Genomic DNA, 21,969 nt, shown 5'->3' with positions numbered 1-21,969 from the left:
TCCATGACCGCAGTACAGAATACCTGGCGCGTGTTCGGCGCGTCCGTCACGGGCAAGGCGCACCTGGATAAAGCCATCCCTTGCCAGGATGCGCACGCGCACGCGGTAGTCAGCGGCGTGTTGGTGGCCATCGTCTGCGATGGCGCCGGTTCGGCCAGGCTCAGCGAGCAGGGCGCGCAGTTTGTGGCCGCGCAAACCGTGCAGGCGCTGGCCGGCCGCCTGGAGCAGGGCGCCAGCGTGCAGGACTTGCACGACGGCGCGCTGGCGGGCACGCTGGCGCAAATCCGCGCCGCGCTGGACGACATCGCCCGCGCCGCCAACGCCACCCTGGACGACTACGCTTCTACTGTGGTGGGCGTGGTCATGGGGCAAGATGCCGGCTTCTTTTTCCACCTGGGCGATGGCCTGGGCGTGGCGCAGCTGGCTGACGGTAAGGAGCTGATCTCGCTGCCCTCGAATGGCGAATACGCCAACGAAACCTATTTTCTGTCGGGCGAGCGCTGGCGCGAACAGTTGCGCCTGTTGCCCATTCCCCAGTCCGTGCGCGGCGTGGTGCTGATGTCGGACGGCTGCATGCCCTTTGCCATGAGCAAGAACAATGGTTCGCTGTATGCGCCGTTCATGGATGCCGTGCAAGGCTATCTGCGCACGGTCGACAACGTCGAGTTGGGCAATGAAGCATTGGCATCCACCCTGGCCGACCCGCGCACGCACCAGATCACGGGCGATGACAAGACCCTGCTGCTGGCCTTGCGCGCATGAGCCAGAAGCAGGGCGGGACACCGGGCCTGAGTCCGGGCGGCAAGATCTGGCTGGATAAAGTCCGTACGCTGGTGCTGGGCAAACTCGTCAAGAGCGGCGGCGCGGGCAGCGTGTATCTGTTGCCCGGCGCGCCTGCGCAGGTCGCCAAGCTGTACCACCCGCACCTGGACCGGGCCGCCAACCGGCGCAAGCTCGAAGCGATGCTGGAATTGTCGCCCGAGTTGCCCGATCAAGTGGAAAACGGCAAGCGCTACGTGCAGATCGCATGGCCGCAGGCGGCCGTGTTCGACGGCCAGGGCGGCTTTGCCGGTTTCGTCATGCCCCTGCTGGACATGGCGCAGACGGCCGAACTGGAACAGATCATGCAGGAACGCCAGGCGCGCGCGGCCGGCCTGCCCACGGGGCTCGGTCCCAAGCTGACCCTGGCCGCCAACCTGGCCGCCGTCATCGATGCGCTGCACCAGCAGCAGCATTACGTGGTCGATCTGAAACCCGTGAACCTGCGCTTTTACCGCAATTCGCTGTACATCGCCATGCTCGACTGCGACGGTTTCAGCATCCAGGGCCATGCGGAGCGCTTTCCTGCCGAGCAATTCACAGCCGACTACCTGGCGCCGGAATTCCAGCGCAAGGGCATGCCGGCGGGCACGGAAATGGCGCAAGACCGCTTCGCGCTGGCCGTCGTCATCTTCCAATTGCTCAACTTCGGCATCCACCCGTACAGCGGGCGGCCCGGCAATGCCCAAGTAGCGACCGATATTCCCGGACGTATCCGCGACGGCTGCTATGCGTATGGCGTCAAACGCCACAAGCAGCTGGCGCCAAACGCCACCAGCGGCCACGCGCTGATGCCACCCGAGCTGCGCGCCATGTTCGACCGCGCGTTTTCTCCATCCCCCAAACCGCAGCGTCCGTCGGCGGCCGACTGGGCACAGCTGTTGCGTGGCTTTGCACAGCGCAGCGGCGGCAAGCTGGTCGTTTGCGCCGTGAATCCCGAACACCAGCATTTTGCCGGCCAGGGTTGCGCCGCCTGCGCGCGCGACAAGGTCATCGTCGCGGCCGGGCAAGCCTCGGCGCAGGCGCAGCAGATGCAACTGCAACAGCAATCGTTGCCGCCGCAGCGCAGCCCGCGCGGCGCGCACGGTGCGCATCATACTGCGCCGGGGCAGGCGCCCGCCGCCAATCCAGTGGCGGGCAATACTGGCGGCGGCATCACGGGCAAGGGCTGGGCCGTGGTGGTGCTGCTGATCGTACTGTTCCTGATCGGCTTTACGGCCTGGACCTCGTCGCCCGATGAAGCCAAGGCCAAGGCCAGCTTGCAGGCGCAGGCCGAGCAGGCGGCTGGCCTGGAAGTATTTCGCTGGCGCACGCGCAAGACGGCCGGTTTCCAGCCGTCCGATGCGCGCAAGGCCGTGCGCAGCCTGTCGCAAGCGATCAGCAAGGGCGACGATGACGCCGTCACGCGCGGCTTGCAACTGTTGTACCGTTCCGGCCAGGAAAAGCCGTCCGACTACGGCGTCGACCGCACGCAGGCGCAGCTGCGCGCCTCGTTGCTGGAGGGCCTGGGCTGGGTGCCCGGCTATGAGCCGGGGCTGGTCGCGACCTATCTTGACCTGCTGCAAGCGAACCCGCGCGACCATCTGGTGGCGGCGGCGATGGGCCGCATGCATCTGAGCCTGAACGAACCGCAGGCGGCGCGCCAGTACTTCGAGCAAGCCGTGTGGGCGCACCCGACGGATGGCACGGCCTGGCTCGGCATCGCGGCCGCGGCGCAGCTGCGCGGCGGCGACGAGGGCGATGCCGTCAATCTGGTGGCGCTGGCGCAACTGACGGCTTACCGCTACGCCGTGGAGCATGCCTTGCCGGCCGAGCCGGGTCAGCCGGCCGACAATGGCGTGGCGCGCATGACGCAGCGCATGGATCTGAACGCCAAGGTGCTGCGTCTGGCGCAGCCGGGCGCTTACCAGAAACGCTGGGACAAGGTACTGGCCGAGGGCGCGCTGCTGGCAGCCAGGCTGAAGGCCTTGCCGCCCTTGCGGGACCAGGTCGGCAGAGTACAGCGCGAGACGATGACGACGGTTGCGTATGGCGTGCTGGACGAAAAGCACGCAACGGGTGAAAACCGCCTGACCCTGACCATCGCGGCCGACGGCACCCTGACCTATGCGGCGGCCGAGTTGCCGATGGAGCCGATGCTCAACAAGGTGCTGCTCGATAGCGTCAAGCGCTGGACCTACCTGCCGGCCGTGCAGCACGGTCAATTGCGGGATGCCGAGGTGGTGGTGCTGGTGCGCTACCGCGATGGCCGGGTCAGCTTCGTGCCGGGCGGCGTGGCCGTCACGGCGGAAAATTAAAGGAATAGCATGAAAATCAAGACAATATGCGCCGTGTTGGGCGCCTGCTTGCTGTGCCCAGGCATGGCGCAGGCGGACATCGTGCAGCGCCTGGTAGTGACAGCCATGGCGGCCGAACCAGATAGCGAAGGCGGTGATGTGTTCAGTATTGCGGGCACGACGGCCTGCGGCGGCAAGCAGATACGCATGGATGCCCGCTCGGTGAACCTGGACGAGGCGCCGTACGACGCGCTGAAAGCCGATCTGGCCCGGCACATTCGCAACAAGACGCCGATGCTCGTCACCCTGAAAAAATGCCCGGACGATGTGAGCGTGCCCATCGTGCGCCAGATCGCCGCCTGCACGCCAGCGGCCTGCGCCGATGGCCGGGCGCGGCTGTACCTGCACGAACGTTTCTTCCCCATCGAGCAAGAAAAAGCACCGAATGTGCTGCTGTTGCCCTTGCCGAAAGGCAAGCTGCCAGGCACATGGAAGGTGGACGTTTACGGCGTGGCAGGCCACAAGCTGCGCCTGTCCGGCCACGTCAACAAGGCCGATTATGCCTCCGGGGAACTGGTGGGCGGCTATGTCTCGTATTACCCGGACGGCAAGGTCGAGAAACAGGTGGCGCAGGATGGGCAGGGCCGGCAGGATGGCGTCACCAGTCTGTATCGTGCCGATGGCAGCCTGGAATCGCGTGGCAACTGGCGTCACGGCTTGCCGGAAGGCACGCACCAGCAATATCACGCCACGGGCAAGCTGCGCGAGGCCAGCGTGTACCGCGACGGCCAGCGTGTGGATGGTCCCGTGCAGACGTTTGACGCGAATGGCAAGCTGAGTACCAGTTTTGTGCTGCGCGAGGGACGCATGGAAGGCGAATTGCTCACGTATTTCCCGGATGGAAAAGTAGCGGGCCGCACGCAAGTGAGCAAGGGCAAGTTCAATGGCAGCAGCGCGGAGTACTATCCCGATGGCGCCGTGCGCGCCAGCATGGCGCTGGTCAACGACCTGCCGGTCGGTGAAGCGCTGGAGTTCTATCCGGACGGCAAGGTGCAAAGTCGCCAGCAGTATGGCGACAAAGGCGGGCTGCTGAGTATCCAGCGCTACAGCCCCCAGGGCGTGCTGGTGCTGGAACGACGCTGGGATGCGCAATTGCGCGAGCAGGGCACGTCGCGCTCGTGGTACGAAAGCGGCAAGTCCGAGCAAGCCATCGACTACGTGAACGACCGGCGCGACGGCTGGAGCCGCAGCTGGCGCGAGGATGGCAGCCTGAAGAATGAATGCCGGTATGTGGCCGGCAAGGCACAGGGCGACTGCGGCGAAGCGCCGCCAGCGCCGGAACTGCAGCGCAAGGAGCAGGCATGGCGCGCACTTTGAAATATTTGTTTGGCGCCATGCTGCTGTTGCCGGCGCTGGCCCACGCTGAGATTGAGCAGCGGCAAATAGTCACCGCGATCAAGGCGACGCCCGACGGCGATGTGCTGACCCTCGCCAGCGACAGCGGCTGCGGCGGCAGGCAGGTGCTGATGAATGCCGTTTCCGTACGCCTGGATGAAGATCAGTATGTTGCCATGAAGCAGCAATTGGCTCCCTTGATCCGCGACAAGACGCCCTTGCTGATGCGTATCCAATCCTGTCCCGCGCCAGGCGGTGCTGGCGCGTTCAGCATGCCCGAAGTTGGCAAGCTGGGCGGATGCGAGCCGCAAGCCTGTGCCGACGGCAAGGCGCGCCTGTACCTGAATCACAATCTGACGCGCGGCGAAATCAAGGAACAGGCGCGCTATGCGCTGCTCCTGCCGCTGCCGCCAGGCAAGACGCCGGGCACCTGGCAAGTCGAGATCTATCACGTGCGCGAAGGCGAGCCGAAGCGGCTGATCGGCCAGGTCAACGATCCCGATTACCTGCGCGGCAAGCTGGTGGGCAACTACAGCATGTATTACCCGCATGGACAAGTCGAGATGCAGGTGGCGCGCGAGGGACGCAGCTTGCAGGAGGGAGTGCAGACCCTATATCACCCGGACGGCAAGGTTTCCATGCGCAACACGTGGCGCAATGGCGTGCAGGAGGGGGAGGAACAGACTTATCACCAGAATGGCAAGCTGATCGAGTCGCGCACCTACCGCAATGGCGCCCCCGCCGATGGCCTGGTGGAAACCTTCGACCAGGATGGCAAGCTGCGCACGCGCATGACCCAGGTCAAGGGCCAGACGGAGGGCGAACTGCTGTTGTTCTATCCCGATGGCACCGTGGAAAGCCGCAGCCAGTATGACAACGGCATCCAGACGGGGCCGAGCACCAGCTATTTCCCGGATGGCAAGGTGCACCGCAGCGCCAACTACGTGGACGGCAAGCCTGCCGGCGAGAGCGTCGAATATTATCCTGACGGCAAGGTCGCCAGCAAGCGCACGCACAGCGACCACTATGTGTTGCGCAGCGAACAGCGCTTCAGCCGTGCCGGCGTATTGATCGTGCACAAACAGTGGAACGCGGGCGGGCGCGAGGAGGGCGCATTGCGTTCCTGGTATGCCGATGGCAAGCCGAGGCAGCTGATCGAATATGTCGATGGCGAACGTCAGGGCTGGACGCGGCACTGGCGCGCGGATGGCGGGCTGGAGAGCGAATGCCGCTATGTGGCCGATGTGGCGCAGGGGGAATGTACCGGGGCGTCTGGCAGGATGTCGTACACGGAAGATGGGATTGAGTTTGACATGCCGGAGCAGTGAGGGCGCAATTCAACCCAAAGACAATGACTGGGGTCGTACCCTGAGGGTACGACCCCGGCCTTTGCCGGGGTTCCATGGGGCTTCCTCCGGCTCTTTGCCTGTGGGGTCGGTAGTGCTATTGGCTCACAAACTGGCCAGGGCCGAGATGCCCGGCATTACCGGTGCGGTGGCGTCAACACGCTGGCTATCGCCTTCGGCAAGGTTTCCGGATAATCGCGGCTGAAGTGCAGGCCGCGGCTTTCGCGGCGGGACAAGGCGCTGTTGACGATCATCGAGGCCACGTCGACCAGGTTGCGCAGTTCCAGCAAGTCGTGCGTGATGCGGAAGTTGCGGTAGTACTCGTCGATTTCTTCCTTCAAGAGGGCGATGCGGTGCTGGGCGCGTTCCAGGCGCTTGGTCGTGCGCACGATGCCCACGTAATTCCACATGAAGCGGCGCAGCTCGTCCCAGTTGTGGGAAATCACCACTTCCTCGTCCGCATCCGTGACGCGGCTTTCATCCCAGTCGGGCAGGTACGGCGTGCCCAGCTTTTCCTTGCTTTCGATGTCCTGCGCGCAGGCGCGGCCGATGACTATGCATTCGAGCAAGGAATTGCTCGCCAGGCGGTTCGCGCCATGCAGACCCGTGCACGCTGTTTCGCCCACGGCGTACAGGCCTGGCAAGTCGGCGCGGCCCGCCAAGTCCGTTACCACGCCGCCGCACGTGTAGTGGGCGGCCGGCACGATGGGGATAGGCTGCTTGGTGATGTCGATGCCCAGTTCCAGACAGCGCGCGTAGATGGTGGGGAAGTGCTCGATGAGGAATGCGGCCGGCTTGTGGCTGATGTCCAGGTGCACGTAGTCGAGGCCCCGCTTCTTGATCTCGAAGTCGATGGCGCGCGCCACTACGTCGCGCGGCGCCAGTTCGGCCCGCTCATCGTGGGCCAGCATGAAGCGCGTGCCGGCTGCCGCGCCCGCTTCAGGCGGCAGTTTCAGCAAGCCACCTTCGCCACGGATGGCTTCGGTGATCAGGAAAGACTTGGCATACGGGTGGTACAGGCAAGTCGGGTGGAACTGGATGAATTCCATGTTCGACACGCGGCAGCCGGCGCGCCAGGCCATGGCGATGCCGTCGCCGCTGGCTGTGTCCGGGTTGGTGGTATATAAGTACACCTTGCCGGCGCCGCCCGTGGCCAGCACGGTGTGCTCGGCGGCAAAGGTCAGTACTTTACCGGTTTGCTCATCCTGCACGTACAGGCCGTGGCAATGCGGTTGCGCGTTGCGCTGGGTGGGCTTCATGCCCAGCTTGTCCGAGGTGATCAGGTCGATGGCGCAATGGTGTTCGAACAGGCTGATGTTCGGGTGGGCGCGCACCTTTTCTTCCAGCGTCACTTGCACGGCGTGCCCCGTGGCGTCGGCCGCGTGGATGATGCGGCGCTGGCTGTGTCCGCCTTCGCGGGTCAAATGAAAACCCAGCTCGGCCGTAGCGTCGCGCGTAAATGGCACGCCTTGCTCGATCAGCCATTCGATGGCTTCGCGGCCGTGCTCGACGATGTAGCGCGTGGCGCTCTCGTCACACAGGCCGCCGCCGGCGATCAGGGTGTCTTCGATGTGCTGCTGGTGGCTGTCGCCCGAGTCCAGCACGGCCGCGATCCCGCCCTGGGCCCAGTTGCTGGCGCCATCGAGCAGCGCGCGTTTGGAAATGATCGCGACAGTGCGCGTTTCAGCTAAATGCAGTGCAACCGATAAACCCGCCAGGCCACTGCCGACAATCGCTACATCAAATTTCATGACATTCATCTCTTTTAGGGGAAGCATACTATATGCCATTTCCCCTCATTCGGTAATGTGTTGAGATAAATTCTGCAAGCGAAAGATAGCTGGGGCCGTAGCTTGTGGCGCATCAATGTCTTCGCGGAACAGTTCGCCATCATGGCAAGACAGCAGCAAGCCGCCCTGTGCGCGGCGCGCTGCCTTTGCCGCAGGAGGCCTCCATGATCCGCATCTTCAGCCATTATGTCTCGAAAACAGCGTTTATATTGCTGTTGCTGGAAATCCTGATCCTGCTGCTATCGGCCACCCTGACCTCAATGCTGTGGCTGGCGGACGGCAGCCGCGTGCTGCGCGTGGGCGAGATTTACCTGTCGTCGACGATCTTTGCGCTGGTCATCGTGCTGAGCATGAGCGCGCTGGGCATGTACCAGCACCGCTCGCGCGAAGACATCCGCAACACGCTATTGCGCATCCTGCCGTCGTTCGCGCTGGGCTTTGCCGTGCTCAGCGTCTTGATCCGTTTCGTCCCGTCCCTGCATTTCGGGCGCGGCAGCGTGCTGATCTTCGGTCTGGGCGCCATCGGCGTGCTGCTGGCGCGCCTGGTGGTGTTCAAATCCTCGCAATCGGCGCTGATGGAAGGCCGGCTGATCCTGGTGGGTGGCGGGGCGCTGGCGCGCGAGTGCATGGACTTGGCGGCGAGCAAGATCGGTTTCCACCAGTTTACCGTCGTCGGCTGCATCGATGTGGCAGGCGAGCAATGCTGCGTACCGGCCTCTGCCTTGTTGCCGGCCGAACCGTCGCTGCTGGCCATGGCCCAGCGCCACGCGGCGCATGAGATCGTCGTGTCCGTCAGCGACCGGCGCAATGGTGCTTTTCCTGCCAAGCAACTACTGGAATGCGCGCTGGGCGGCGTCAAGGTCATCGACGCGGCCACGTTTTTCGAGCGCGAAGCATGCCAGATCCGCATCGATTCCTTGCAACCGAGCTATCTGATCTATGGCGGCGGCTTCGACCAGAGTTTTTTCCGCGCCGCCTCGAAACGTTTGTTCGACCTGGCGGCCAGCAGCATCATCTGCCTGGCGGCGCTGCCCGTGATGCTGGTGACGGCCCTGTGCATCCGCCTGGAAGACGGCGGCCCCGTGTTTTACCAGCAAGAAAGGGTGGGGCGCGATGGCTTGCCTTTCAATGTGCTGAAATTTCGAAGCATGCGCTGCGATGCGGAGCGCGACGGCAAACCCATCTGGGCGCAGACCAACGATGCGCGCATCACGCGCGTGGGTAACGTCATTCGCAAACTGCGCATCGACGAGTTGCCGCAGATGCTCAATGTGTTTCGCGGCGAAATGAGTTTTGTGGGGCCGCGCCCCGAGCGCGCCTATTTTGTCGAGCAACTGAAGCAGCAGGTGCCTTACTACAACATCCGTCACAGCATCAAGCCGGGTATCACGGGCCTGGCGCAAGTGCGCTACCAGTATGGCGCCTCCGTCGACGATGCCGTCAAGAAGCTGCAATATGATTTGTATTATGTAAAAAATAACAGCCTGTTCCTCGACTTGCTGATCTTGCTCGATACGGTGCAGGTGGTGCTGTTTGGCAAGGGCAGCCGATGATGCGGTCGCAGTCAGACTGGCTGGCGGCGGCCGACGCGGCGGCGCTCAGCCATGGCCTGGCGTCGCTGGCCTTCTTCGTGCTGGCACTGCTGCTCATCAGCAACTGGCGTGCGCGGCAAAATGTGCGCGCCTTGCTGGTCGCTTGCCTGGCGACGGGCGGCTGGGCCACGGGCACGGTGGTGCTGGTGCTGCTGGGGCAGCGCATCGCGCTGGCCGGCGATGCGCTTGAACTGCTGCGCACCCTGGCCTGGCTGGTGTTTTTGCTGCTGCTGATCGAACCGTCGCGTCCGCGCTTGCGCCTGGTGCTGGCGGGCATCGTCCTCACGGCGCTGGCGCCCGCATTGTCCGCGCTGGCCTCGTCGTGGCTGGCGCTGCCTTTGCCGGCGCGCATCATCGCCAGCGTCAGCCGTTTGCTGCTGGCCGTGCTGGGCATGTTGCTGGTGGAACAGTGGTACCGCAACACGCCGCCCCTGAAACGCTGGGGCATCAAGTTCGCCTGCCTGGGCGTGGGCGGCTTGTTTGCCTACGATTTTTATCTGTACAGCGATGCCTTGCTGTTTCGCGCGATCAACGACGACATCTGGGCCGCGCGCGGCATCGTCGACGCCCTGTGCGCGCCGCTGCTGGCCGTGTCGGCGGCGCGCAATCCCGGCTGGGCGCTGGGCCTGTCCGTCTCGCGCCAGATGCTGTACCGCTCGGCCGCCTTGCTGGGCTCGGCCATCTATCTGCTGGCCATGGCGGCCAGCGCCTATTATTTGCGCTATTTCGGCGGCACCTGGGGCTCCTTGATGCAGATGGCTTACCTGGGCGGCGCAGCCCTGTTGCTGGCGGGCGTGCTGTTTTCCGGCAGCTTGCGCGCCAAGCTCAAGGTTTATATCAATAAACATTTTTACAATGCCATCTTCGATTACCGCGAAGAATGGCTGAGATTTACCCGCGCCTTGTCCGAAGATGGACCGGCCCTGGGCGAACGCACGATACAGGCCATGGCGCAGCTGGTGGAAAGCCGCGCCGGCGCGCTGTGGATCTTGCGCGAGCAGGGCCAGTTTGCCCCGGCCGCCAGTTGGAACTGGCCACCAAGCACGTGGAGCGAGCCGGCCTCCAGCCCCCTGTGCCAGTTCCTGGAGGCAAGGCTATGGGTGATCGACGTGCCCGACTGCCAGCAAAACCCGCTCCAGTACGGTGGTTTGCAGTTGCCGCCGGCACTGCTGGCGCTGCCCGACGTGTGGCTGCTGGTGCCCCTGATGCTGCATGGCCAGCTGTTCGCCTTTGTCGCACTGGCGCGGCCCCGCACGCGTATCGGCCTGAACTGGGAAATCCGCGACGTGCTGAAAATTGCCGGCAGCCAGGCCGCCAGCTACCTCGCGCACCGCGAATCGCTCGATACCCTGACGGTGGCGCGCCAGTTCGACTCGTTCAACCGCATGTCCACTTTTATCGTGCATGACTTGAAAAACCTGGTGTTTCAATTGTCGCTGCTACTGAGCAATGCGGAAAAGCACCGTGCCAATCCAGCCTTCCAGGAAGACATGCTGGGTACGTTAGAGCATTCCGTGCAGAAAATGAAGACCTTGCTGCAGAAGCTGGCGTGCGGCGAGGCGCCGGAAGCGCCGGCGCCGCTGCAGCTCGACGGCTTGCTGCGCCAGGCCGTGGCCGCCAAGGCCAGCCTGGCGCCGGCACCCAGGCTGGAAATCGTCGATGGCGAGCTGACGGTGCTGGCCAACCGCGCGCGCCTGGAGCGCGTGCTCGGTCATTTGATCCAGAACGCCATCGAGGCGACGGCCAGCGATGGCACGGTGGACGTGCGGCTGCGGCGCGAGCAGCACACGGCCGTGGTCGAACTCGACGATACGGGCCAGGGCATGAGCGAACAATTCATCCGCGAGCGCCTGTTCAAACCGTTTGACACGACCAAGACGGCGGGCATGGGCATCGGCGTGTTCGAAAGTCGCGAATACCTGCGCGAAGTGGGCGGCAGCCTGGAAGTGCGCAGCGAGCCGCAAGTGGGCACGACGTTTCGCGTGATCCTGCCGCTGCATGCGGCATAGCAAGGGAGTGCCATGGGCAAACAAAAACTGCTGGTCATCGAAGACGATCCCGGCCTGCAAAAGCAGCTGCACTGGAGTTTTGACGCCTATGACGTCTTGCTGGCGGGCGAGCGCGAAACGGCGCTGGCGCTGGTGCGGCGCCACCAGCCGGCCGTGGTGACGATGGACCTGGGCTTGCCACCCGACCCGGACGGCGCCACGGAAGGGCTGGCCACCCTGCAGCAGATTCTTGCGCTGGCGCCGGACACCAAGGTTATCATCCTCTCGGGCAACCAGGAACGCGCGCATGCCTTGAAAGCGATTGCCCTGGGCGCCTATGATTTCCACCAGAAACCGTTTGACGCCGACATGCTGGGCCTGGTCATCGCCCGCGCGTTCTACCTGCACGCGATGCAGCAGGAAAACCGGCGCATGCTGCAGACGCAGGCGGACTCGCCGCTGGCGGGCATCGTCAGCCGCGACTCCGGCATGCTGAAACTGTGCCGCAGCGTGGAAAAAGTGGCGCCCTCGTCGGCCAGCGTGATGCTGCTGGGCGACTCGGGCAGCGGCAAGGAGCTGATTGCGCGGGGCTTGCATGCGTTATCGAGCCGTCATGCACAGCGCTTCGTCGCCATCAATTGCGCGGCGATTCCCGAAAACCTGCTGGAAAGTGAGCTCTTCGGCTATGAACGGGGGGCATTTACGGGTGCGGCGCGGCAAACCCTGGGCAAGATCGAGCTGGCCCACGGTGGCACTTTCTTTCTCGACGAGGTCGGCGACATGCCGATGGCCTTGCAGGCGAAATTGCTGCGCTTCTTGCAGGAAAGAGTCATCGAAAGGGTGGGCGGGCGCGCCGAGATCGCCGTCGACGTGCGCATCGTCTGCGCCACGCACCAGGACCTGAAAGTGCTGGCGGAACAGGGACGTTTCCGCGAAGACCTGTTTTACCGGCTCAGCGAAATCGTCTTGCGCATTCCGCCGCTGCGCGAGCGGGCCGGCGATGCGGCCTTGCTGGCCCACCATTTCAAGAACAAGTTCTGCGCCAGCGAAGGACGCAGCAACCTGCATTTCAGCGCCGGCGCGCTGCAGCTGATCGAAAGCTATGGCTGGCCCGGCAATGTGCGCGAGGTGGAAAACTGCATCAGGCGCGCCGTCATCATGAGCGACGGGCCGCAGATCGCCGCCGACGACCTGGGTTTGCCCGCCAGCGCCCAGGCGGCGCCCGTGGACGAGGCCATCAACCTGCGCCAGGCCCGCGAAGCGGCCGAATACAAGGTGATGGTGCGCGCGCTGGCGCGGGCCGACGGCAATATCGCCAAGGCAGCCGAACTGCTTGGCGTGAGCCGGCCCACCCTGTATGACCTGATGGGGCATCACGGCATCAAGTAGGCAGCTGTGCGTGTATTAAAAATCAATATTGTGTATGGCGTCGCACATACGCGGCGGCGCCGGCGCGGCATGCTTCCCTCAGCAACTTAATCAAGTCAACAGGGAGAATTCCATGCAAGCTACACAACTGTCCGCGTCGGACCTGAACAATCCTGGCGTGTCCTGGGGCGCCGTGCTGGCGGGCGCCGCCGCGGCCGCCGCCTTGTCTTTCATCCTGCTGATCCTCGGCGTGGGCCTGGGCCTGTCGTCCGTGTCGCCGTGGTCGTTCAATGCGACGGCCATCGGCGTGTCGACCATCGCCTGGCTGGCCTTCATGCAACTGGCCGCGTCCGGCATCGGCGGCTACATGGCGGGCCGGCTGCGCGTGAAATGGAGTTCCATCCACACGGATGAGGTGCATTTCCGCGATACGGCGCACGGCTTGCTGGCCTGGGCCGTGGCCACCCTGGTCACCGTGGCCGTGCTGGCCGGCGGCACGCGCGCCGTGCTCAGCGGTGCCATCGATGCGGGCAGCGGCGTGGCGGCGGCAGTATCCCCGGCCGCAGCGGCTGGCGCCAAGGCGGGCGAGGGCAGCACCAATCCGCTCGATTATTTCTCGGACATGCTGTTGCGCGCCGCACCAGCGGCTGGCACGGGCTCGGCGGGCGGTACGGTCGCCGACCAGCGCGTGGAAATCGGCAAGATCTTTGCCACGGGTCTGTCCACGGGCAGCCTGGCCGCCGATGACCGCAGCTACCTGGGCCAGGTCGTGGCCAGCCGCACGGGCTTGACGCAGGCTGAAGCGGAAGCGCGGGTCGACGCCGTCTACGCCCGCGCCGCCAAGGCCGCCGCCGATGCCAAGGCGAAAGCACAGCAGGCGGCCGACGCGGCCCGCAAGGCCGGTGCCCATACGGCGTTGTGGATGTTCGTCGCCTTGCTGCTCGGTGCGTTCGTCGCCAGCCTGGCGGCAACGTTTGGCGGCCGCCAGCGCGACCATGAGCGCGTGCTGCGCCACGTGACCATTTAAATCCCCCATTCAATTTAGGAGACTGCCATGCGTTCCATCCTCTTGCTGCTTCTGGGCATTCCATTGCCCATCGTCATACTGATCGCCCTGTTCGTGCATTAATAAGACGTTGACGTAAAAAAACGGCGCCCGCCGCAAGCCGGGCGCCGTTTGTGTTGAAGCAGGCGCATGTGTAAGATGGCGCCATCTTTCCACCGAGACTATCCATGAATGTGACCGCCATCCGTCCCTTGCTGAAAACCGCCGCCATTGCCGCTTTTGCGTGCACCATGCTGGCCTCGTGTTCCACCCTGATCGGCCCGCGCGACGTGAATGTGTCGCTGAGCAAGATGCAGCAAGGCCTGGAGCGCCGCTTTCCCATCGACAAACGTGTGCTGTCCGTGCTGGACGTCAAGCTGACGCATCCGCAGTTGTCGCTGCAGCCCGAGCGCGAAAGAGTCGCCCTCAGCGTCGATGCCAGCGTCTTGCCGCCGTTCATACGCCAGAGCTGGCGCGGCAGCCTGGCCATGTCGGGCCGCCTGGTGCTCGACGCCCGGCGCAATGCCGTCTACCTGAGCGAAGCGAGCGTGGACAAGGTCAGCATCGACGGCATGGATGAAGCGCAGCAGCGCCAGTTCGCCAAGGTGGCCAGCCTGGTGGCCGACCAGCTCATGCATGAAACGCCGATCTATACCTTCAAGCCCGACGAATTGCGCTATGCGGGCGTGCAATTCTTGCCGACGCAGATCAGGACGACAGGCAACGGGCTGACGGTGACGTTCGAGCCGGTGAAGTAGCCTAGGCCTGGAACGCGGGCGAGCTGATTTGCGTGGCCGTGTTATTGCGCGGCGTCGCCTCTTCATGGAACAGGTCCGCCAGGTATTCGCACAGCGCATCGGCTTCAATATCGTCCGGAATAATGAAATCGGCGGGGCGGCGCTTGCCTTCCGCACCGAGATAGAATGCGCGCCATGCTCCCGGATTTCCCCGGACGGCAATCAACGTGCCGAAAATATTGAATCTGCATTCCTGCATCAAGCTGCTCCATTCCCTTGCTCAGTCTTGACAATATATTGTGCTATAGTAATATTTACTTATATAGTAACATTTACTGATCCAGGGGGCGGGCGATGGTGAATATCAGCACGGCGGGAATCCAGCCCGGGGCACTGTCTGCCGCGGCAGGCGGCAAGGTGTCATCTGACAAGGCAGCATCGGACAAGGCCCAGACAACCCAGGCGCCGGCCGGCGCTGGCGCCGTGGCGGACGATGTCGTGATCTCGACCCTGGCCGGGCGTTTGTCGGCGGCATCGACGGCCACCAGCGCCACCATCCGGGGCTACGATCATGCGGCACTGGGTGCGTGGGTGAATGACAATACCACTGACATCCTGTATCCGCTGGACGCCGAACACAAGGCGGCGGCCGCCAAACAGGTGCCGCAACCGAATGACGCGGCAGCGGCAAAGTCGGCCGCCGCCGCGACGGCGTTTGTCGACAGGAAGGGCCCCAATCCGTTTGCAGGCTTGTCGCGCGAGCAATTGTCCACCATTTCGAACGATGACAGCGGCACATTCACCATCAACGAGCGGCGCGCCGCCTTTACGCAGGCGTATCAGGAAGAAGAAGCCTGGCGCATCCAGGTCGTGGCGCAAGCCATGCAGGAATACAATACCACCGGCAAGATGACCAATTTCTTCAAGTCGGTGCTGGGGCATTTCAATACATTGCCGCAGCTGGAACAGTCGCAATATCCCGCTGATTATGCGAGCGACCTGGAAGGCAAGATCAAGCTCGATTTTAATTATTTCAACCACGCGGCCGGCGATGGCGGGCCAACGCCGGGTTCGCTTGCGGATCTGCTGAAAAAGCAGGATAAAAAAGGCCTGGATCTGTTCGATCTGCTGATCCGCTGATCTCCGGGATTGTTCAACTGTCATTGTTGCGCGGCAGGCTGGCGGACTATAATCCGGCCTCCCATGCCTGGACAAGCATGTTCTCCAACATGAAGTTAAAACAATTAAAGGAATCTTCGTGAAACGTTCACTCATCAGCGCGGCCTGCTGCGCCATGTTCGCCTTTTCGTCGCCATCGCTGTACGCCCAAGCTACCAATGCTACCGCGCCCGTCTCCGGCATCGACCTGAAAACCCTGGACCCTGCGGTCAGCCCCCGGGATGATTTCTACGGTTACGTCAACGGCGTCTGGACCCGCAATACGGATATCCCGGCCGACAAATCCGTCTGGGGCACATATATCGAATTGCGCGAAATCGCCCAGGGCCAGTTGCGCGGCCTGATCGATGCTACCGTCAAGAACCCCGGCAAGCCCGGCAGCGAGGCGCACAAGATCGCCGACCTGTACACGAGCTTCATGAATGACAAGGCGCGCAATGCGGCCGGCTTCAAGCCGCTGCACGCCGAACTGACCCGCGTCGCCGCCGTGAAGGACAAGAAAGACTTGCCGGCGCTGTTCGCCTACCTGCAGGGCAATGGCGTCGCCACGCCGTTTTCCGCCTATGTGGCGCCCGATGCGCAAGACCCGGAGCAGTACACGGTCAACATCAGCCAGTCCGGCCTGGGCTTGCCTGACCGCGATTACTACCTGAAGGAGGACGACGCCAAGCTGCAAGCTGTGCGCGCCAAATACCTCAAGCATATCGAAACCATGCTGGCCATGAGCGGTGACAAGGCCGCTGCCGAGCACGCGGCGCAGATTCTCGACATCGAAACGCGTTTGGCGGCGGTGCAGTGGACGCGCGTGCAGATGCGCGACCCCGTCAAGTCGTACAACCGCGTCGATTTCGACAAATTTACGGCACTGGCGCCGGCCTTCGACTGGAACGCCTATTTTGCCGCCGCCGGCCTGGCGCCGAAAGCCTCGTCGGCCGTGGTGCGCCAGCCCAGCTTCATGACAGGCTTTTCCGAGACCGTGGCCGCCGTGCCGCTGGCATCGTGGAAGAGCTATCTGAACTGGCGCATCATCGAAAGCTATGCCTCTTACCTGGACAGCGCCACAGTCAAGGAGCGCTTCGCCTTCGACGGCACGGTGCTGCGCGGCGTGCCGCAAAGCGAACCGCAGTGGCAACTGGCGCTGCGCTTTACGGATGGCGCCATCAGCGACGCCGTCGGCAAGCGCTACGTGCAAATGTATCTGCCGCCGGAAACGAAGCCACGCGTGATGGCCATGTTCGACAATTTCGTCGCCTCGTTCAAGGATGGCATCGAGCAACTCGACTGGATGGGCCCGGAAACCAAGAAGGAAGCCCAGCTCAAGCTGGCAGCCTTGAAGCCGAAGATCGCCTACCCGGACAAATGGCGCGACTACAGCAGCATGCAGACGCGGCCGAACGACCTGATCGCCAACGTGCGCGCCGCGCGCGCCTGGAGCCGCCAGCAAAACCTGGGCAAGCTGGGCAAACCGGTGGACCGCGACGAATGGTCGATGACGCCGCAAACCGTCAACGCCAGCTACAGCCCGGCCCTGAATGCCATCACGATCCCGGCCGCGATTTTGCAGCCGCCATTCTTCAACGTGAAAGCGGAAGATGCCGTCAATTATGGCTTGCTGGGCATCACTTTCGGCCATGAAATCAGCCATGCCTTCGACGATTCCGGCAGCCAGTACGATGCCAAGGGCCGTCTGCGCAACTGGTGGACGGCCGAGGACCGCACTGCCTTCAAGGCGCTGGCCGCCGGCCTCGTCAAGCAATACGGCGCCTACAGCCCCGTGCCTGGCTACCATATCAATGGCGAACTGACCCTGGGTGAAAACATCGGCGACAATTCCGGTCTGTCGATCACCTACAAGGCGTATCAGCGTTCCTTGCACGGCAAGCCGTCGCCAGTCATCGATGGCTTGACGGGCGAACAGCGGCTGTACATCGGCTTTGCGCAGAAGTGGCGCGCCAAACTGCGTCCGGAAGCGGCGATTGCGCAGATCAAGAGCGACCCGCATTCGCCGGGCGAATTCCGCGCCAAGGGAACCGTGAAAAACCAGCCCGGCTTTTACGAAGCGTTCGGCATCAAGCCGGGCGACCCGATGTATCTGCCGCCCGAGCAGCGCGTGATCATGTGGTAAGTGTGGTAAGTGTGGTCAGGTAAGCAGGTCGCCACGCCCGGGACTATTCCTTGGCGTGGTTGAGGGTGTACCTGGGCAGTTCGACCGTCAGGTCTTCCTGTGCCAGGCGCGCCTGGCACGACAGGCGCGAGTGGGGCTGCAAGCCCCAGGCCTGGTCGAGCATGTCTTCTTCATTGTCGCCCAGTTCATTGAGCGAGTCGAAACCCTGCAGCACGACCACGTGGCAGGTGGAACAGGCGCCCACCTGGCCGCAGGCATGTTCCATGTCAATCTTGTTGAGCAGCAAGGCGTCGCAAATACTCATGTTCTCTGGCGCGTCGAACACGGCGCCGTCGGGGGCCAGCTCGGGATGGGGCAGGACGGTGATTTTTGGCATGCGGGATTCTCCTTGAGTTCCTTGAATACCGTTACCTTGGACCTTCCCGCCTTGGCAAGGTCAAGCCCCTGCGCAATCCTGCGCGGTGATGCACTCGTCCAGATGCGCGAGCAATTGCAGGAACACGCGTTTATCGGCGTAGTGATTCATCGTGTTACTCAGCAATACATCGCTGGCGGTTGCCGCCACGGCGATCCTGGCCGCTGCGCAGGCCGCATGCAGGTGCGCGCAATCGAGTTCCAGCAGCGCCGTAGCGACACCCTCGCGCGTGAAATCGTAGGCATCCATGCCGCAACAGCCGGCCACGCAATGCGTTTCCAGGCGGCAGATCAGCGGCCATAGCCCATCGAGCAGGGCGTCGATCTCGATCGCCTGGTCGTAGCGCCCTGCGATGTCGATGTATTCGATCCAGGCATCATCGGCGATCTGGATATCATACTGGCGGTTGCGTTCGGTCATTTTCTAACATTCTCCTGGTCAGTGGCATCGCATGACAAAAAAACCGCCCGAAGGCGGTTTGATCAAACAGGCAAGGACTGTTGCTAGATGAAGTAGATCAGCGCGATGACGCCCACGACGAGGGCCACGCGGGTGACCTGGTAGGCCGTCTTGTTCCACGCCTTGAAGCGGCGGCGGTACTGGCCCATGGTCCAGGAAATCTGGAACAGTTTGCTCACGCCGCCCACCTGGTCGCCCAGTTCGTTGGGCGAGGCGGCGGCCGTCATCAGGGTGCGGCCCAGCCAGCGGTTCAGGCCTTGCGCCCAGCGGTAGCGCATCGGGCGTTCGATGTCGCAGAACAGGATGATGCGGTCGCTGTCGGCATCGTTGCGGGCCCAGTGGATATACGTTTCATCGAACATCACGGCCTGGCCGTCGCGCCAGCTGTGGCGTTCGCCATCGACGTCGATGAAGCAGCGGTCGTCGTTCGGCGTTTGCAAGCCCAGGTGGTAGCGCAGGGAACCGGCGAACGGGTCGCGGTGCGGGTTGAGCTTGCCGCCTTGCGGCAGTTCCGCGAACATGGCAGCCTTGATCGAGGGAATCGATTGCAGCAACGCATAGGTTTGCGGACACATTTGCTGTGCCGACGGGTGATTCGCGTCATACCATTTCAGGTAGAAACGCTTCCAGCCATACTTGAAGAAGGAGTTGAAACCCACGTCATTGTTCTTTTCAGCCGCCTTGATCTTTTTCATTTCCTGCATGCGCAGCGCTTCATCGCGGATGATTTGCCAGTTCTGCTGCAGCGGCGCCAGTTCCGGAAATTGATCGACGGAAAGATATGGCGTGGCCGGCACCTTGGAAAAGGTGTGCATGAACAGGTTCAGCGGCGCCATGAACGAGGAGTGATCGAAGATCTGGCGGCGAAACGGCAGGCGTACCTTGCCACGAAAATGAATATGTAAAACAGAAAACACAAAAATGCCCAGCAAGGCCCACTTCATACACAACCTCGTTTTTTAAGAATGGGGCAATTATAACCAGTTAATGTCCGTGCCACCCCGTGCCACGGTGAAGGAAGGATGAAGCAGCGCGTGCGCGCCGGCTGCCCTACAATGGTTTTTTCTCTACACTTATCCGAGGTAATCATGGAAATCTGGCACGCACCGCTCGACCTGGCCACGCTCAACGCCGCCAGCGAGGGCACGGCCATGCGCCACCTGGGCATCGTCTTCACGGCCTTCGGGCCCGACTGGATCGAGGCGAGCATGCCCGTCGACCACCGCACCATGCAGCCATTCAAACTGCTGCATGGCGGCGCTTCCGTCTTGCTGGCCGAAACCCTGGGCAGCATGGCCGCGAATGCCTGCCTGGATAGTCGCCGCCATGTCAGCGTGGGGCAGGAAATCAACGCCAACCACGTGCGCGGCGTGCGCGGCGGCCACGTGACGGGGCGTGCCACGCCGATCCACCGGGGCCGAACCAGCCAGGTCTGGGAAATCCGCATCGTCGACGAGGACGGCAAACTGTGCTGCATCTCGCGCATCACCATGGCCGTCATCGACGCTCCTTGACTTGCATCAAAGCATTAAAAGTGAGCGCGTGGAATCATCCATAACGCTGTTCGCTTATAATTCAGTGTGCTGTTGTATGGCGTGGGGTGTCTCCCGCACGCCTGCATTGCCCGACATTAGAAGCTGACTGCCCAAAAAACGCCAGTTAGAAATCCATCCTGCGTCATGCGGGAAAGGCAACACGACGGCGAGCAGATCGCCCGGTTCTAGCGGAACCGGCAAAAATCAACTTTATTACAGGGCAATAACAACAATGATGTCATTCAATCGTTTGACGATAGGCGCGCGCCTGAGCGCAGGCTTCGGGCTGCTGGTGGTACTCATGCTGGTGCTGGCCGCCTTCGCGCTGCTGCGCATCGGCGCCATCTCCGGTGCCATGGATGCGCAAGAAAAAGTGCAACTGGAAAAACTCGACCCCCTGTACGTGGCGCGCGAAGCGCTCGACCAGACGGGCATGGCCGCCCGCAACGCGTATATCTTCCACGACCAGGCCGCCGCTGAAAAAGAGCTGGCCATCCTCGACAGTCAGAAGGCGCTGTACCTGGAAGCGCTGGCCCGGCTGGCGCCAAAGTTTGCCGGCGATGCCCAGTTCGAGAAAGTCAGCACAGGCCTGAAAACCATGGCGCAGGAACTGCAGCGTCCGCGCCAGTTCCGCGCCACGGGGCAAATGGAGCAGTACGGCACTTTCCTCGTCGACGAGTGCAGCCCATTGCGGCGCCAGATCGTCGCCGACATCGATGCCGTCCTGAAGAACGTGCAGCGCGAATCGGAGCAGGCCAGCGTGGCCGCGCGCGCCATCTACGGCCAGTCGCTGCGCTGGATCGGTGTGCTGGCCGCGCTCAGCGTGCTCATTTGCATTGCGGTCGCCACCGTCATCACGCGGGGATTGCTGCGCCAGCTGGGCGGCGAACCCGCGTATGCGGCCTCGATTGCCGGGCGCATCGCGCTGGGCGAACTGGCCATCGACGTGCACACGCGCGATGGCGACGACAGCAGCCTGCTGTTTGCGATCAAGACCATGCGCGATAACCTGGCCGCCATCGTCGGCAAGGTGCGCCACGGTACGGAAAGCATCGCCACGGCCTCGACCGAGATCGCTTCGGGCAACCGCGATTTGTCGCAGCGCACGGAGCAGCAGGCCGGTTCGCTGGAAGAGGTAGCCTCGTCGATGGAAGAACTGATTTCCACCGTGCGCCAGAATGCGGACAACGCGCAGCAGGCGAACCATTTGGCGCGCGAAGCGTCGAAGGTGTCGGAGCAGGGCGGCAAGGCCGTAGCCGAAGTGGTGCACACCATGGGCCTGATCAATGCCTCGTCGAACAAGATCGTCGACATCATCGGCGTGATCGACAGCATTGCCTTCCAGACCAACATCCTGGCCTTGAACGCGGCTGTGGAAGCGGCGCGCGCCGGTGAGCAGGGGCGCGGCTTTGCCGTCGTCGCCACCGAGGTGCGCAGCCTGGCACAGCGTTCCGCCGCCGCCGCGCGCGAAATCAAGACCCTGATCGACGATTCCGTCAGCAAGGTGGGCACGGGCACGGTGCTCGTCGAGCAGGCGGGCGCCACCATGCATGAGGTGGTGGCCGGCATTGGCAGGGTGACGGGCATCATGGCCGATATCAGCCACGCCACGCAGGAGCAGGGCGCCGGCATCGAGCAAGTCAACCGCGCCATCGTCGACATGGACCGCGTCACCCAGCAAAACGCGGCCCTGGTGGAACAGGCGGCGGCCGCCGCGCACGAACTGCAGCAGCAGGCGGCGCAGCTGGAACAGGAAGTGGGCATCTTCAAACTGGCCCAGCCGGCCAACGGTCCTTTGCGCCTGGTGGCCTGAGGCCAATAGCGCAGCAGCGCGGCGCGCCATGTGCCGCGCGCCAACCGCCGTATTACGCGCTACAATGAGAGCTGGATCACCGCCAGG

The 21,969-nt window shown here is 63.2% G+C and carries 18 protein-coding genes; 13 read left to right on the top strand and 5 right to left on the bottom strand.

All coding sequences use genetic code 11. The annotated features are described in order from the left end of the window. Positions 1-3: 3 nt before the first annotated feature. From CLU93_RS25530 to CLU93_RS25515, 4 genes are read left to right on the top strand one after another with little or no spacing between them, the layout of a single operon-like run. Complete coding sequence (locus tag CLU93_RS25530; RefSeq protein WP_099763897.1) at positions 4-762, top strand: PP2C family serine/threonine-protein phosphatase; 759 nt, start codon at positions 4-6, stop codon at positions 760-762. Beyond that, positions 759-3,116, top strand: coding sequence for a hypothetical protein (locus CLU93_RS25525; RefSeq protein ID WP_099763896.1), 2,358 nt, complete (start codon positions 759-761; stop codon positions 3,114-3,116). The genes CLU93_RS25530 and CLU93_RS25525 overlap by 4 nt, the downstream gene beginning before the upstream one ends. 9 nt (positions 3,117-3,125) lie before the next feature. Continuing rightward, positions 3,126-4,472, top strand: coding sequence for a toxin-antitoxin system YwqK family antitoxin (locus CLU93_RS25520; RefSeq protein ID WP_099763895.1), 1,347 nt, complete (start codon positions 3,126-3,128; stop codon positions 4,470-4,472). Beyond that, the gene (locus CLU93_RS25515; RefSeq protein ID WP_180287942.1) at positions 4,457-5,818 is read left to right on the top strand and encodes a toxin-antitoxin system YwqK family antitoxin; all 1,362 of its coding nucleotides are present in this window, start codon (positions 4,457-4,459) and stop codon (positions 5,816-5,818) included. The genes CLU93_RS25520 and CLU93_RS25515 overlap by 16 nt, the downstream gene beginning before the upstream one ends. Positions 5,819-5,973: 155 nt before the next feature. Here the strand turns inward: CLU93_RS25515 and nadB are convergent, their stop codons facing one another. Beyond that, the gene (gene nadB, locus CLU93_RS25510) at positions 5,974-7,587 is read right to left on the bottom strand and encodes an L-aspartate oxidase (protein WP_099763893.1); all 1,614 of its coding nucleotides are present in this window, start codon (positions 7,585-7,587) and stop codon (positions 5,974-5,976) included. 203 nt (positions 7,588-7,790) lie between these two features. Between nadB and CLU93_RS25505 the strand changes: the two genes are divergently transcribed. The 5 genes from CLU93_RS25505 to CLU93_RS25485 all read left to right on the top strand — a co-directional run bounded on the left by CLU93_RS25505 (position 7,791) and on the right by CLU93_RS25485 (position 14,377). Then, a complete protein-coding gene (locus CLU93_RS25505; RefSeq protein WP_099764597.1) occupies positions 7,791-9,179 on the top strand; it encodes a TIGR03013 family XrtA/PEP-CTERM system glycosyltransferase in 1,389 nt (462 codons plus the stop codon). Continuing rightward, on the top strand, positions 9,176-11,227 hold the full coding sequence (gene prsK / locus CLU93_RS25500) for an XrtA/PEP-CTERM system histidine kinase PrsK (RefSeq protein ID WP_099763892.1): 2,052 nt from the start codon (positions 9,176-9,178) through the stop codon (positions 11,225-11,227). The genes CLU93_RS25505 and prsK overlap by 4 nt, the downstream gene beginning before the upstream one ends. Positions 11,228-11,239: 12 nt before the next feature. Continuing rightward, positions 11,240-12,595, top strand: coding sequence for a PEP-CTERM-box response regulator transcription factor (gene prsR, locus CLU93_RS25495; protein ID WP_099763891.1), 1,356 nt, complete (start codon positions 11,240-11,242; stop codon positions 12,593-12,595). A 112-nt stretch (positions 12,596-12,707) separates the two neighbouring features. After that, on the top strand, positions 12,708-13,601 hold the full coding sequence (locus tag CLU93_RS25490; RefSeq protein WP_099763890.1) for a hypothetical protein: 894 nt from the start codon (positions 12,708-12,710) through the stop codon (positions 13,599-13,601). A gap of 206 nt (positions 13,602-13,807) precedes the next feature. Beyond that, positions 13,808-14,377, top strand: a complete 570-nt coding sequence (locus tag CLU93_RS25485; RefSeq protein WP_099763889.1) for a DUF1439 domain-containing protein — start codon at positions 13,808-13,810, stop codon at positions 14,375-14,377. Between the two features lies 1 nt (position 14,378). On the opposite strand, the gene CLU93_RS25480 is transcribed toward CLU93_RS25485, so the two are convergent. Continuing rightward, positions 14,379-14,615: a DUF7661 family protein gene (locus CLU93_RS25480; RefSeq protein ID WP_099763888.1), complete on the bottom strand. Its 237-nt coding sequence runs from the start codon at positions 14,613-14,615 to the stop codon at positions 14,379-14,381. A gap of 158 nt (positions 14,616-14,773) precedes the next feature. On the opposite strand from CLU93_RS25480, the gene CLU93_RS25475 reads away from it, so the two are divergent. Further along, the gene (locus CLU93_RS25475) at positions 14,774-15,496 is read left to right on the top strand and encodes a hypothetical protein (RefSeq protein WP_143451814.1); all 723 of its coding nucleotides are present in this window, start codon (positions 14,774-14,776) and stop codon (positions 15,494-15,496) included. A gap of 118 nt (positions 15,497-15,614) precedes the next feature. Next, positions 15,615-17,660 (top strand): M13 family metallopeptidase, encoded by a 2,046-nt coding sequence (locus CLU93_RS25470; RefSeq protein ID WP_099763886.1) that lies wholly within the window; start codon positions 15,615-15,617, stop codon positions 17,658-17,660. 43 nt (positions 17,661-17,703) lie between these two features. Here the strand turns inward: CLU93_RS25470 and fdx are convergent, their stop codons facing one another. From fdx to lpxO, 3 genes are all read right to left on the bottom strand, one after another. Next, positions 17,704-18,036, bottom strand: coding sequence for an ISC system 2Fe-2S type ferredoxin (fdx, locus tag CLU93_RS25465; RefSeq protein WP_099763885.1), 333 nt, complete (start codon positions 18,034-18,036; stop codon positions 17,704-17,706). Between the two features lie 60 nt (positions 18,037-18,096). Next, positions 18,097-18,495, bottom strand: a complete 399-nt coding sequence (locus CLU93_RS25460) for a DUF6331 family protein (protein ID WP_099763884.1) — start codon at positions 18,493-18,495, stop codon at positions 18,097-18,099. 83 nt (positions 18,496-18,578) lie between these two features. After that, positions 18,579-19,478: a lipid A hydroxylase LpxO gene (gene lpxO, locus CLU93_RS25455; RefSeq protein WP_070259823.1), complete on the bottom strand. Its 900-nt coding sequence runs from the start codon at positions 19,476-19,478 to the stop codon at positions 18,579-18,581. A 144-nt stretch (positions 19,479-19,622) separates the two neighbouring features. Here lpxO and CLU93_RS25450 point away from each other — a divergent pair, with 144 nt between their 5' ends. Both CLU93_RS25450 and CLU93_RS25445 read left to right on the top strand, forming a co-directional pair. Next, positions 19,623-20,048 (top strand): hotdog fold thioesterase, encoded by a 426-nt coding sequence (locus CLU93_RS25450; protein ID WP_099763883.1) that lies wholly within the window; start codon positions 19,623-19,625, stop codon positions 20,046-20,048. Positions 20,049-20,301: 253 nt separating this feature from the next. After that, the gene (locus CLU93_RS25445) at positions 20,302-21,882 is read left to right on the top strand and encodes a methyl-accepting chemotaxis protein (RefSeq protein WP_099763882.1); all 1,581 of its coding nucleotides are present in this window, start codon (positions 20,302-20,304) and stop codon (positions 21,880-21,882) included. The last annotated feature ends 87 nt before the right edge of the window (positions 21,883-21,969 follow it).

The sequence above is a fragment of the Janthinobacterium sp. 35 genome (genome assembly GCF_002754575.1).
In the GTDB taxonomy this organism is placed as follows: domain Bacteria; phylum Pseudomonadota; class Gammaproteobacteria; order Burkholderiales; family Burkholderiaceae_D; genus Janthinobacterium; species Janthinobacterium tructae.
This window is presented reverse-complemented; position numbering and strand designations above follow the sequence as displayed.